This window comes from Paenibacillus agri (assembly GCF_013359945.1).
In the GTDB taxonomy this organism is placed as follows: Bacteria; Bacillota; Bacilli; order Paenibacillales; family Paenibacillaceae; genus Paenibacillus_AQ; species Paenibacillus_AQ agri.
In genome coordinates this window covers 160,646-173,815 of sequence record NZ_JABWCS010000209.1, presented here as the reverse complement: position 1 = coordinate 173,815, position 13,170 = coordinate 160,646, and the positions used below count along the sequence as shown (strand labels likewise).

General features: G+C 42.6%; 14 protein-coding genes and 1 other RNA gene. 12 read left to right on the top strand and 3 right to left on the bottom strand.

All coding sequences use genetic code 11. From position 1 onward, the window contains the following. Positions 1-107, top strand: a transfer-messenger RNA (tmRNA) gene (gene ssrA, locus HPT30_RS14760); the annotation flags it as partial. Positions 108-299: 192 nt separating this feature from the next. Here ssrA and HPT30_RS14755 read toward each other — a convergent pair. Further along, the gene (locus tag HPT30_RS14755; protein WP_175372108.1) at positions 300-746 is read right to left on the bottom strand and encodes a DUF1905 domain-containing protein; all 447 of its coding nucleotides are present in this window, start codon (positions 744-746) and stop codon (positions 300-302) included. Between the two features lie 722 nt (positions 747-1,468). On the opposite strand from HPT30_RS14755, the gene HPT30_RS14750 reads away from it, so the two are divergent. Further along, positions 1,469-1,831 (top strand): hypothetical protein, encoded by a 363-nt coding sequence (locus HPT30_RS14750; protein ID WP_175372107.1) that lies wholly within the window; start codon positions 1,469-1,471, stop codon positions 1,829-1,831. A gap of 241 nt (positions 1,832-2,072) precedes the next feature. Here HPT30_RS14750 and HPT30_RS30000 read toward each other — a convergent pair whose 3' ends face one another. Next, positions 2,073-2,459 (bottom strand): collagen-like triple helix repeat-containing protein, encoded by a 387-nt coding sequence (locus HPT30_RS30000; protein ID WP_175372106.1) that lies wholly within the window; start codon positions 2,457-2,459, stop codon positions 2,073-2,075. 302 nt (positions 2,460-2,761) lie between these two features. Between HPT30_RS30000 and HPT30_RS14740 the strand changes: the two genes are divergently transcribed. Both HPT30_RS14740 and HPT30_RS14735 read left to right on the top strand, forming a co-directional pair. After that, positions 2,762-3,553, top strand: coding sequence for a sensor domain-containing protein (locus tag HPT30_RS14740; RefSeq protein ID WP_175372105.1), 792 nt, complete (start codon positions 2,762-2,764; stop codon positions 3,551-3,553). A 443-nt stretch (positions 3,554-3,996) separates the two neighbouring features. After that, positions 3,997-4,560 carry a tyrosine-type recombinase/integrase gene (locus HPT30_RS14735; RefSeq protein WP_175372104.1) on the top strand — a complete coding sequence of 188 codons (564 nt, stop codon included), beginning with the start codon at positions 3,997-3,999 and terminating at the stop codon, positions 4,558-4,560. Between the two features lie 73 nt (positions 4,561-4,633). Here HPT30_RS14735 and HPT30_RS14730 read toward each other — a convergent pair whose 3' ends face one another. After that, complete coding sequence (locus tag HPT30_RS14730; protein WP_175372103.1) at positions 4,634-5,317, bottom strand: universal stress protein; 684 nt, start codon at positions 5,315-5,317, stop codon at positions 4,634-4,636. A 131-nt stretch (positions 5,318-5,448) separates the two neighbouring features. On the opposite strand from HPT30_RS14730, the gene HPT30_RS14725 reads away from it, so the two are divergent. From HPT30_RS14725 to HPT30_RS14690, 8 genes are read left to right on the top strand one after another with little or no spacing between them, the layout of a single operon-like run. Beyond that, positions 5,449-7,854: a Na+/H+ antiporter subunit A gene (locus tag HPT30_RS14725; protein WP_281364497.1), complete on the top strand. Its 2,406-nt coding sequence runs from the start codon at positions 5,449-5,451 to the stop codon at positions 7,852-7,854. After that, the gene (locus tag HPT30_RS14720; RefSeq protein ID WP_066375562.1) at positions 7,841-8,263 is read left to right on the top strand and encodes a Na(+)/H(+) antiporter subunit B; all 423 of its coding nucleotides are present in this window, start codon (positions 7,841-7,843) and stop codon (positions 8,261-8,263) included. Before HPT30_RS14725 ends, HPT30_RS14720 begins: the two co-directional genes overlap by 14 nt. Before the next feature lies 1 nt (position 8,264). After that, positions 8,265-8,603 (top strand): Na(+)/H(+) antiporter subunit C, encoded by a 339-nt coding sequence (locus HPT30_RS14715; RefSeq protein ID WP_066375559.1) that lies wholly within the window; start codon positions 8,265-8,267, stop codon positions 8,601-8,603. Then, a complete protein-coding gene (locus HPT30_RS14710) occupies positions 8,596-10,071 on the top strand; it encodes a Na+/H+ antiporter subunit D (protein WP_175372101.1) in 1,476 nt (491 codons plus the stop codon). The genes HPT30_RS14715 and HPT30_RS14710 overlap by 8 nt, the downstream gene beginning before the upstream one ends. A 15-nt stretch (positions 10,072-10,086) precedes the next feature. Then, entirely contained in the window at positions 10,087-10,566 is a 480-nt protein-coding gene (locus HPT30_RS14705; RefSeq protein WP_066375557.1) for a Na+/H+ antiporter subunit E, read from the top strand. Beyond that, positions 10,563-10,844, top strand: coding sequence for a Na(+)/H(+) antiporter subunit F1 (locus HPT30_RS14700; RefSeq protein ID WP_078500563.1), 282 nt, complete (start codon positions 10,563-10,565; stop codon positions 10,842-10,844). Before HPT30_RS14705 ends, HPT30_RS14700 begins: the two co-directional genes overlap by 4 nt. Then, on the top strand, positions 10,828-11,232 hold the full coding sequence (locus tag HPT30_RS14695) for a Na+/H+ antiporter subunit G (RefSeq protein WP_175372100.1): 405 nt from the start codon (positions 10,828-10,830) through the stop codon (positions 11,230-11,232). Before HPT30_RS14700 ends, HPT30_RS14695 begins: the two co-directional genes overlap by 17 nt. Before the next feature lie 57 nt (positions 11,233-11,289). Then, positions 11,290-13,122 carry a glycerophosphodiester phosphodiesterase gene (locus HPT30_RS14690; protein ID WP_175372099.1) on the top strand — a complete coding sequence of 611 codons (1,833 nt, stop codon included), beginning with the start codon at positions 11,290-11,292 and terminating at the stop codon, positions 13,120-13,122. The last annotated feature ends 48 nt before the right edge of the window (positions 13,123-13,170 follow it).

The following is a 13,170-nucleotide window of genomic DNA, read 5'->3' as shown; positions in this document are numbered from 1 at the left end:
GCCGGTTACGGGGCGATACTCGGGTGACATCAAAACTGTGACTACACTCGTAGAAACTTATGTGCCGTTATCTTCGGACAGGGGTTCGACTCCCCTCGGCTCCATATGGAGTATTAGAAAAAGCGACCGACTAAGGTCGCTTTTTTTATTTTCGCATATTCCACAGAAAAACTCCCCGGAAGTCAATCTATTGGTCGACATAGTATCTGCGTTCTTCACATATCTATCATTCCAAAGCTGAACCTCAATATATCTGTTTTGTTCATCTCAATGCTCTCATTTTTGAATACATTCGTTTGTTAATCTTTAAGTTTATTGATTAAAGCTAGTATTCGGTTATTCTTTGTTTCTTCCTTTTTAGCAAGTTCAATATAATTTATCTGCTCTCGCTTAATATAATCAGGCTGCTTTAGGAATGTATTCAAAATGTGGTGCTCTTCGAGGTGTTTAGTAATGTAATCAGGCACAACAAGTTCACGGTTTCCCTCACATTTCTTAAGTCTTACATGGAGTCTATCACCTAACTCTTTTTGTACTGCTCTTCGAATAAATTCATTATACACAAAATAATGCCCATTCTTAGATGGTAACAGCGTATGGTCAAACTCGTGCCCGTCAACGAAGATTTGAACAGGTACTTTACCATTAGTATTAAATATTTCGCTTACTGAATATGGGAAATAAACAACCTTCCATTTCATTTTACCGTCCAGTAGCTTTATCTCACTATCAAATTCATAATCCATATGGGATAACACTCCTCATTGTAAAAAGGCTAATTTCAATTATTCCCGTTATCATAGCCACTTTACTGCTTCTGGGTGTTTCGAATTCAACATGTCGGATTTGCATTAAGATTACATCAGTTTTGGTTATTTCTCCGTATAGTACAGATGCACCCATCCAAAAATATTTAGCTCTTACTTCGATGAGATACTTCAACATTCTACGTTCAAGCCAAGCTGTTTTCTTAAGGTGGTACCAACTTGTCACTCATACTTATCAACTCATTTCACTAAATTTAGAATCTTAACTTTATTCTTGTTCTAAACTACCCAAACCTTCCTTTTTTCAGCAAATATTATGGAAAAATTATGAAATATCCGTTCGTGTGACAAGGATAGAATCTAACAAATAGTAGGATATGCTGTCTGGTTTCGCCTAGGGTCAACGAAAGAAGATTAGGCTGATTTAACGTGTAGCCGGTTACGGGGCGATTCTCGGGTGACGTCAAACTGTGACTACACTCGTAGAAACTTATGTGCCGTTATCTTCGGACAGAGATTCGACTACCCTCCGCTCCACTATGAAAACCATCTGCATGAGGATAGTAATTTTGCTGCTTTTAATATGCAGTCCCTTTTACAAAGTTCCTTTGTTATAATGAATTATGTAAATCCCTTGAAGGAGAAGTATGACCAAAAGCATTTGGCTTTTTTATTACCTGTAAATAGGCTGGTGAATCTGAATGAGTGAAAAATTTTGGTTAGTGGTACAGTATCCTTTGAAAAGTGCAAAAGGCAGCCAACGTGACCAATGGTTAAGAGATAAAGTAATGGAAAACTTGGAGATATCGCTAGCAGATGCTAATTTAGGCTATGTTGATGGTTTTGATATGGGCAAATGCATTTCCGACCCGAAAAAATATGCTCTTAATATATTTTGTGTCATTACGGAAGAAGAACGGAGTATAGCCTTGATAAAAAGAGTTTTAAGAGATAGCAGGCTTGATTATACTCGTATAAAAATTGCTACAATGCCCTACGAAAAAGAAGAAACATATACTTTGAAATATGCCTATAAAAAGGGTGTTACTGATTTTTCACTATAGCATGGTTTGTGTTATTTTTGATTGAAGTGCAGCTACACTCTTAGCAACTTATGTGCCGTTATCTTCGGACAGGTACGCGACTTCCCAGGGCTCCATAATTATTACATGTAAAAGACACCTTAAAAAGTGTCTTTTTTTGCTTTTTGTTTTTATAGATCGTTGTTTTTATAGATCGTTGTAGAAAATCAACCGTAAACATGAAAAAAGCCCCATTCCTACTGGAACGGAGCTTTTCTCCAATTTAGAAACACGTGAATGATTGGATCAAATTCAAATCAAATCCCGTATACACCCAGAACCTTCCGTTCCATTGAAACCCTGCGACCGAGGTGCGCCCTACGAAGACCGGGAAAAACCAGAATTGATTTCTATTCACGAGCCAAACGTACGTATTCCGAAATAAACAACCAGCAATCGCTCCGGGGTCGACAGCCAAGGGGGTAATTGCAGGTTGCTGAGGGATGAATCCAGGGGGAGGTGAGCTGGGTCCCGCGGTTCCTGGCTGTCCCGGCTGTCCTGACTGTCCAGGGAATCCTGGTTGTCCTGGGAATCCTGGTTGCCCTGGAAATCCCGGCTGTCCGGGCTGCCCTGGGAATCCTGGGGCACTAGGTGGTGGTAAAAATGACATGATCTCGTCACTCCTTAATGGATGGGCTAACACATTGTATGTAGGAGCGGAGAGAAGTGAATGGGCGCACTGCATATTTCTTCATGCATTCCGCAGAGGATGGAACGTTTAGCATAAATGTATAGCATTTGAAGGTGAGTGGTATGGCGCCTTTGCTTCCAAAAGTTTATCTCACCAGGGCTAGTCCTAGCCTAAAGTCTAGGCACAAACACCCCCTAAGACGGTTATGTCAGGTTAATGAGGCGGCTATAATTAATTTATTGAGAAGAACGTGACTTATGAAGCAAAGGAGTGTTTGAATAATGAACGCAACAGGGGCGACTGCGAAGGAGCCAACAGGTAAGGTGAACTGGGTGCTTTTTAATCCAAAAACGTATGCAACAATCCTCTATTTTTTACTCTCTCTCCCGTTAGGAATTATCTATCTTACTGTAGCGATAACAGGAGTTGCACTATCCATCGCTTTAACTCCATTATTTATCGGGATCCCGCTGTTTTTTGGAGTAGCTAAGTTGTTGGATGGGATTGTGAAATTTGAGCAAAGCATGATTAGACAAATTTTAGGCTTGCCGGTTCAGCCTGCCTCGTACGCTACGGGCCAACAGTCTGGCGCTGGGCAGAACTGGTTTATGCGAATGGTGAGAGGGTTTGACGGCGGGTTATTTATTCGAAATTTGCTGCTCGTCTTCCTAAGATTTGTTACGGGAATTGTATTCTTTGTAATTATGATAACGGTGATCTCATTAGGACTAGGCTTTATTGCTCTTCCAGCCGTGCATATTATTTTTATGAATGAAATGCAACTGGATATTTTAGAAAATAGCTTGTTTAGTTATTTCCATATCAATTGGACCTATAATCAGCAATATCTGTTGTACGTAGGTGTTGGCCTTGTCCTTTTTTGGATTGCGCTTCGCGTCGTGAATGGACTCATGCAAATTCAGCGCAGAATCATGTATGTGGATGAGGCATATCAGCGGCCGTCAGTGCCAGTGGAGACGCCAATATATGACTCCGTTCAGTCGCTATATTATGAGCACCAAGAGGATCAGTCCACTCAAGGGTTGATGCAGCCAGCCTATAGAGAGGTTTAGAACATAAAGGGTAGTATAGAAAATATGGAAGAACCTATGTTTACTGTTTGTACAATAGAACGCGCACCTTAAGATCCCTATGATAGGGGTCTTTTTTTATGCGAAAGTAGTGAAATGACTTATTATTGAGCAACATTGTGAACTGTTTAATAAATAGCTATATAAGATGAATTCAAGAAAGTGACAAGTAAGCAACAAGTAAGCAACAAGTAAGCGAGAAGGAGGGGGAGGGGGGGACTGTAGGAGCGAAGCGCTTACTACTGCAAAATGCTTTTAGAATACGGGTATAGCAGCTTGTTGATTAGGTTCTTGTCTGTCTGGATATCATGTTCTATGGAGAGCTCATCCGTCAGTTTTTTTATTAAATTAAGCAATCTTTTAATTGTTATGTTACTTAATATATGTTAGCCTTAAATTAAGTAACATTATCGGAGGGATTTTCTGTGCAATTTGTTAATCCGATTCGGGACGTAAAAACCATACAAGCGATGAAAGAGGAGCTCCGAAAACACTCTTTAAGGGATCTGTTGCTTTTTGTATTGGGTATTAACACCGGAATTAGTCTTCTTGATTTGCTCAATCTTACTGTACAGGACGTTTGGGATGGCCAGAATGCCAAGCAGTTTCTTTATATTAAGGATGAGAAGACAGGAGAAGAAAAGGCTCATTACTTAAACAGCAAGGTCGGGGAGATATTAAGCGAGTATTTATCTAACGTCGATTGGAAGCCTGAGGATTATTTGTTTAAATCCAAAAAGGATTCTGGTCCGATTACCCGTCAGCAGGCTTATCGAATTATTAATCACTCGGCAAAGGAGGTAGGGATATCTGAGAAAATCGGGACCCATACACTGAGAAAGACGTTTGGTTACCATGCATACTATAGAGGAGTTGCCATTTCCATCTTAAAGTCGATTTTGCATCATCATTCCACGGCAGAAACGTTGAAGTATCTGGGGATCGACAGGGCTGAGAAGCGGCCCATTAAAGTGGATGTGAATTTATAAACGATCTGTGTTTTAAAAAGATAAAAAAACTCCGCATGGAACATGCGGAGAGGGTGAGCTTTTTTATTAACTTTTATTGTGCAGAGTCATCCAGACCCAATGCAGTATTAATATCTACATTTGTTAGTTCGGTGACAATCCCGTCAGTTACGAGAACATGTAAAGTTGAAGCATCCTTCATAAAACGGAAAATTCCGTTATCGAAATCGGTATCCGCTTCTTTGAAGAAGATGCCTTCATATTGCGTTTCTTTTTCGTGACTGAAGCTTAGTTGGTAATGCTTCCCATCTTTAATCAAATAAGCACGAATGCCCTTTTGATAATTGCCTTCTTCATCCCGAATATAACGGGCAACGGAAACGATATGCAGATCGACAAAGGGGATCTCACGTACCAAAGAATTAATGATAGATCCCTTCGTAATTTGTTCCCATCGGCTGCTCGCGGTCTGTCCAAGAATGATCTGTGTAATGTTGTTATCTCTGGCTACTTCTGCAATGACCTTATAGACAGGACGGCTTTCATTATCCTTCATGATAAATTGGGCCGTAGCGTGAGCGTGGGCATATTCTTTCCATTGTTCGATATAGAGTAATTTCTCAGCATCCAGTTCGTCAAATGGCTTCGGATCGATGGTCAATATATAAAGCGGAGCTTTCATGATATTAGCGATTGCGCAGCCACGTTTGATTAGTCTTTCGCTATTGGGACCATAATAAACGCAAACAAGAATACTCTCATTAAATACGTTAATCATTTTAAGTATTTCACCTCAATGCTAGTAGTAGGACTCATTTAAACTATGTAAGACTATAGTTGATGTTAACAAAAGAGTCAATATGTAGATACGGAAGCAGAAGTCATGAATAAGGAGGAGTACGCTTGACTATGTTCTATACCTATATTTTTCTCCCGTTGATCAGTGCAATATTTGTTCCCTTTTTATATAAGCATTTCAATCGCGTAGTACATACGGGATGGTTCGTTTTACTTGTACCTACATCTATTTTTATCTATTTAATACAGTATATACCTGGTGTTGCGGCTGGTGACACCTATAAATACACATTATCCTGGATTCCGTCCCTGGATATGAATATGATCTCCTATGTGGATGGGCTCAGCTTGTTATTTGGTCTGCTCATTAGCGGAGTCGGTAGCTTGGTCATTATTTACTCTATATTTTATATGTCTAAGGTTCGAGAGGCTCTCCACAACTTCTATATTTATTTGCTCATGTTCATGGGCGCTATGCTGGGGGTAGTATTCTCGGATCATCTCTTAGTCCTGTACGGGTTCTGGGAGTTAACCAGCGTTTCTTCCTTCTTATTAATCTCCTATTGGTACGAGCGCAAGAGCTCCCGCCAAGGCGCCTTGAAGGCACTATTGATTACTGTCCTTGGCGGATTCGGCATGTTAGCCGGGTTTATTATGCTGATCATGATGGCGGATACTTACAGTATTCGGGAAATGATTGCGAACCTGGAAGTTATACAAAGCCATGTACTATTTATTCCCGCGATGTTATGTGTTTTGCTCGGTGCATTTACGAAATCCGCACAATTTCCATTCGGTATTTGGTTACCGGACGCGATGGAGGCGCCAACTCCGGTGAGCAGTTACCTCCACTCGGCTACGATGGTCAAAGCTGGTATTTATTTAGTGGCTCGTATGACACCGATTTTCGGGGGGAGCTCCGTATGGTTCTGGCTTGTGGCTGGAATTGGTCTCATTACGCTGCTTTACGGTTCTTTGACGGCGCTGAGGCAGACCGATCTAAAGGCGATGTTAGCCTATTCTACAATTAGTCAATTGGGATTGATTATGTGCTTGCTTGGAGTCGGCTCTTTAGCAGTCTATTTTGGGCCTGGTGAGAGTGGCACGATCTTTACGGTAGCTACATTTGCCGCCCTATTCCATCTGTTCAATCATTCGACCTTTAAAGGAAGTTTGTTCATGGTTGTCGGTATTATTGACCATGAGACAGGTCGGCGGGATATTCGCTATTTTGGCGGTTTGATGCAAGTCATGCCAATTACGTTCACGATCGCTTTGATTGGCGGTTTATCGATGGCGGGATTACCGCCGTTTAACGGTTTTTTGAGTAAGGAAATGTTTTTTGCAGCGGTGAATGAGGTATCGCAGGCTGGTATCTTCGGTTTAGGCAGCATTGGTCTCCTGTTCCCGATCATTGCTTGGGTAGCCAGCATATTTACCTTCGTCTATTGCATGATTTTTGTATTCAAAACCTTTGGAGGACAATATCGTCCGGAGAAATTGACACGAAAAGTGCATGAAGCGCCTTGGGGGATGCTATTTTCTCCAGCCGTCTTGGCATTACTCGTTATACTCATTTTCTTCTTCCCAAATGTATTGGGTAAGTATATTCTCACTCCGGCACTAACATCCATTTTGCCGATGATGCCGCTGTCTCCATACGACCTGAAGATCAGTGCATGGCATGGGCCCAATATGGAGCTGATAATGACGTTCGGTGTCATTGTTGTTGGTCTCCTTCTTTTCAAAACATCCAAGCAGTGGATCCAGGTGATGAGAAATTATCCGCAGGGATTAACGTTGAACCATTGGTACAATAAGGGCTTAACAGGTACGGAGAGACTGTCGGAATCCTTAACGAATCGTTATATGACAGGCTCGCTGAGGCGTTATCTGATCTACATTTTTTCATTCTTTGTCATTGTGTTGATAAGTTCGCTTCTGCTGCTCCACGGTCTCCAGTTTGATTTCTCAAATAATGCAGCTATCAGTATTTTTGATGTCGGACTTGTGCTCGCGATGGTGATATCCGCATGTACTGTTTTATTTGCCGGCAATCGAATTGTGGCTATTGTTGCACTAGGTGCGTTAGGTTATATGGTTTCGATGTTCTTTGTTATCTTCAGGGCTCCTGACCTGGCATTGACGCAAATGGTGGTGGAGACGGTGACAACGGTTCTGTTCCTTCTGTGCTTTTACCATTTACCGAAACTTAAGAAAAGCATCGAACGGATTCCTTTCAAACTGACGAATCTGGTCATCTCGATCGCGATGGGTCTAACCGTGACCGTTCTCGCATTGTCCGCGAATGGGCATAAGTTATTTGAACCCATCACCTCCTTTTTTGAAAATGCCTTTGAGCTGGCGGGTGCCAAAAATATTGTCAACGCTATATTAGTGGACTTCCGCGGATTCGATACGATGCTGGAAATATCCGTGTTATCCATTGCTGGACTAGGTGTATATATATTCGTTCATCAGCGTTCCAAAAGGAGGGAACAAAATGAAACCGAATGATGTGATATTGAAAAGTGTAACTCGAGTGGCTGCCGTGATCATATTGACCTTTTCGATCTATTTATTTATGAACGGTCACCATCATCCAGGAGGAGGATTCATTGGGGGACTGAGTATGGCATCATCCATTGTCCTGCTGTATCTTTCTTTTGGAGTCGAGAAGGTAAGGGAAAATATTCGGGTGGATTTCAAAAAGCTTTCCGCGGTGGGAGTATTGATTGCCGTTGCGACCGGAACAGTGAGCGTGGTATTTGGTAAGCCTTTTTTAACCCAGACCTTCGGTCATTTTGATTTACCGATCTTTGGCGATACCGAGCTCGCGTCTGCTTTGATTTTTGATACCGGAGTCGCTTTGGCTGTTATAGGCACCGCAGTCAATATTATTCTAAGCATAAGTGAGGATCGTTAATATGGAGACACTAATGGTCATACTGGTCGGTATTTTAATATCCATTGGAACCTATTTGATTCTGTCTAAGCAACTGCTGCGGATTGTGCTTGGAGCATCCATTGTGGGCCATGCGGTTAATTTACTGCTGATTACTTCCGGTGGGCTGAAGACAGGGAGTGCCCCTCTACTGGGAGAGAAAGTCGCGAACTTTACGGATGCTATTCCTCAAGCATTAATTTTAACTGCGATTGTCATTAATTTTGCCGTGACAGCGCTAGTACTAGTTTTATGTTACCGGGCCTATCAAAGCTTCGGGACGGATGACATGGAGCAATTAAGGGGGAATGAGCTTGAATAATTTGTTGATCGCGCCGGTTATCATTCCTCTGTTGATGGGGATGGTCCTCATTATATTCCAGAAAAATATAAAGCTACAGCGGATTCTTAGTCTGGCTGCATTGTTAGCTACTAGTGTCATTGCCGTTCTATTGATGAATCAGATCAGAAACGGCGGAATTCAAACCTTACAATTGGGTGGTTGGAAAGCGCCTTACGGCATTAGCTTCGTGGGTGACATGTTCAGTGCTTTGCTGCTTTTGGCTACCTCCATTGTCTCGGTGTGCTGCTTAGTTTACGCTTTTTCATCGATTGGCCGAAAACAAGAAAAACTGTACTTTTATCCTCTATTTTTGTTTTTGATTACAGGTGTCAACGGTTCGTTCTTGACAGGGGATTTATTCAATTTATATGTCTTCTTTGAACTGTTTCTGGTTGCTTCCTATGTACTAATCACATTGGGGGGAGGCCAGCGGCAGCTTGGCGAGTCGCTCAAATATATTTTTACGAACATTATTGCATCGGCGTTCTTTTTGATCGGAGTAGCCTATTTATATTCTATGACCGGCACATTGAACCTCGCCCATTTATCGATGCGGATTGCAGAGGTTGGTCAGGATGGGTTAATTACTACTGTCGCATTATTATTCTTGATCGTCTTCGCTATGAAGGCGGGATTATTGCTCTTTTTCTGGCTGCCCGGATCCTATAGTGTACCGCCAACGGCAATCGCTGCTATTTTCGCAGCATTACTCACTAAGGTAGGGATATACGCCATCTTCAGAATGTTTACGCTCATCTTTTATCATGAGCCGCAGATTACCCATCTGTTTATCGGGATCTTAGCGGCTATAACCATGATATTAGGCGGAATCGGCGCCATCGGTTTTTGGGATTTGCGAAAAATATTAACCTACAATGTAGTCATAAGCGTCGGATTTATTATGGCTGGACTCGTCTCTTTAACATCCACCGGCATAGCGGGTTCTATTTATTATTTGATTCACGACATGCTGATTAAAGGGCTTGTATTTATGATTGGGGGAACCATTGTTCATCTCACGGGAACAAGTGACTTGAAGAAAATTAGCGGCTTGATTCGTCATCACCCCGGGTTAGGTTGGATGTTCTTCATCGCAGCTTTGTCTATGGTTGGAATTCCTCCGCTCAGCGGATTTCTTGGCAAAGTATTTACGACGCAAGGCGTCTTTGAAGCGGGTTATTATTGGCTTGGAGGAATCGGGCTGCTGGCCAGCTTGTTCATTCTGTTTTCTATGATCAAATTGTTTATGAACGCTTTTTGGGGTGAAACGATTCTGGGTGTTGAGGAGGAGAAAGGGACAACGAAAGGTTTGTTGCTTCCGATCGCTCTGTTGACGCTGGCTAGTGTTGCTATGGGAATCGGCGCTGAGGCGATTACGGGTTATGTTGCTCAAGCTGCCGAGGAATTGCTCAATCCAAATTTATATATTCAGGCCGTGTTTGATTAAAGGGGGGAAACAGTCATGCCCGTTCAGGTGCTACTCAACATATTCATTGCCTACTTGTGGATGTTTCTGCAAGAGGATATGAGTATATTAAACTTTATCAGCGGTTACTTTGTGGGTCTGTTTATTTTAATGTGCATTCGCCGTTTCTTTAAAAAACCGTTTTATCTATTCACGTTAGCCGCAATTGGGAAGCTGTTCATTCTCTTTATCCATGAGCTGAATACTTCTGCGATGATGGTCATGAAGCATGTGCTCCGTCCTAAAATCGATGTTAAACCGGGGATTTTCAAGGTGGAAACGGATTTGGAGGGGGATTTGGAAATTACGCTCCTATCCTTGTTGATTTGCTTAACACCGGGCTCAGTCATCATGGAGGTAACCCCTGATTCGAAGGTGCTATACATCCATGGTCTGAATATGCCTGAATCCAGGGATTCAGTATTAAAATCAAAATCTGTTTTTGAAAAAGCGATAAAGGATGTGACGAGAAAATGATATTTGAGACGGTGTTGATTACTGCATTATGTATATTAATGCTGGCCATACTAGCCAACTTATACCGGATTGTAAAAGGGCCTTCCAGTGCAGACCGTGTTCAAGCTTTGGATTCCATTGGTATTAATCTGATCGCCAGTACCGCCGTGTTCTCCGTGCTGCTGCACACACATGCCTTTTTTGATCTTATATTATTGATCGGGATCCTTTCGTTTATTGGAACTGTTGCCTTTGCCAGATTCATTGAAAGAGGTGTTGTCATTGAGCGTAAGCGGTGAAATAATCGGGGCCGTCCTCATTCTCATTGGAGCCATTTTCAGCTTAATCAGCGCGATTGGGAATGTGCGTCTGCCCGATGTGTACACAAGGTCTCATGCTGCATCTAAAAGTTCTACGCTTGGCGTTCTGTGTGCGCTCGTTGGAACATTACTGTATTTCTTAATTTCTGACGGTTTCTTCAGCATCCGCCTCATCTTGGGAATCTTCTTTGTATTTTTAACAGCTCCAGTCGCCGCTCATGTGATTTGCCGTGCTGCTTACCGCAGCCAGGTGCCGTTAGCCGAGCAGAGCGTTCAAGATGAATTGAAGGACTATTATATGGAGAATGAAATCGAAACCGCCCAGGTAGAGGATAAAGAAAAAATTGCTGTATATCAGGGAAAATGAAAAAGCGGTCCGTCCTCAGTTGAGGGTGGGCTGCTTTTTACAAGTAGGTGCAAATTGATGAGTGAGATTTCAAAGGTTCCGATACACAAGCAGGTTACCGATATTTTTCGGATGCTTGCTTTTTCGTACAGGGAAATATTAATTTTCGAACTCCTGTATAAGTTGCTAACGTTATTTATCTTTATTCCGGCTATCTCATCCATATTTCGTGGATTTCTCCGCTTAGGCGGGTTTGCCGGAGCCACCAATTACGAACTGCTGCAATTTGCGATGAGTAGGTATGGCTTGTTATGCATGCTGGTTCTGATTCCTATCGCCACAATGCTGATTTTTATAGAGTTATCGGTTCTAATTATCCTCTCGTATTACGGTCAAAAAAGGCAGCGAATCGGACTTATTCCGGCGTTTTTACAGTCGCTTTCCTATCTCCCGTCCCTGTTCAAAATAGGATTTCTAGGATTGGTGATCTATCTGTTGCTGTTTCTTCCGCTCGGTGCGGGGGTAGGCACTTCGCTAATTCCTCCTTTGGAAATTCCGAATTTTATCTCGGGTGAGCTTATAAAAACAGGCGGAGGCACTTTGCTGCTTATTGGTGTGCTGGGGGTCATGTTATTCTTCAATATTCGCTGGACCTTTTTGCTCCATATTGTGGTGATCGAAGGGGCGGCAAGCTTTCGGAAGGCGGCGAAGAAAAGTGCTGCACTCCTTAAAAAGAGACATATCCGCATATCAGTGGTTATGCTGTCAGTATTCTTACTGTATCTGCTCGTTGTCATTCTGCTGATTGTATTTTTTGTGGGAGCTGTTGGTCTTCTATACTTCCTGTGGGAGCAGCAGACGGTATTTGCTAGCGTTGTGCGGATCGTCGCTTTGAAGAGCGTTGTACTATCCTTTTATATGGCGACACTTTTTTTAATGCCGCTGTATATTACCACAACTACGCGTTTATACATGGTAAAAGCGGACCCGAATCATGCTATGCTGCAGCTTCCTGAGCCGAAGAGCAAGGAAGACCGTTCTGTTCAGAATCATGGATTGTTGCAAAAGCATAAAAGAAATCTGATCGTCCTTGGTTCAGTTACTGTTTTTGCAGCGGGACTTGCACTCCTGCCAGCCATTGATGGAATGCAGATGGAGGATCAGAAAGCTGAGATTATGGCTCATAGAGGATACGTTTCGAAAGGGCCGGAGAATACGATTGAAGCAATACAGGGTGCGATTGAGGCACATGCGGATTATGCAGAAATCGACGTCTTGGAAACGAAGGACGGGGATCTTGCCGTCATACACGATACTAATTTGAAGCGTCTAACAGGTACCCATGCACAGGTATACGATCTGACAATGGCTGAATTACGAGAGCTACAAGTGAAACAAGGGAGTTTCACAGGACGAATCAGTAGCCTGGCAGAAGTGATGAATGTGGCCAGAGGCAAAATAAAGCTAAACATTGAAATCAAAACGCACGGCAAGGAAAACAATCTGGTGGCGACATTTATCCGGATTATGCGCGAAAATCATTTTGAGAATGAAAGTGTTGTACAGTCGCTGAATTATGAAATCGTGCAGCAAGTCAAAGCCGCGGCCCCGGATCTTCAGGTGGGGTATATTATGTTCGCAGGTGTCCCGGATATGGGGCGGATTGCTGCTGATTTTGTCGTGATGGAAGAATATATGGTCAAAGAATCGGTCATCGCTTCGGCCAAACGGTATCACAAGCCTATCTATGTCTGGACAGTTAATGACAAAGACAACATGAGACGATTCTTCAGTATGGGTGTCGATGGGATCATAACCGATTACCCTGAGGATGCGATTTCCATTGAAAAAGAAATTAGAACGGGGCCGCTGTCGGCGTTGACCCAGTGGCTTAATAATTTGAATTTTTGATGGAAAATGAAAAGCCCCGCAAGCTCTGCATGTGCAGTGGCTTGCGGG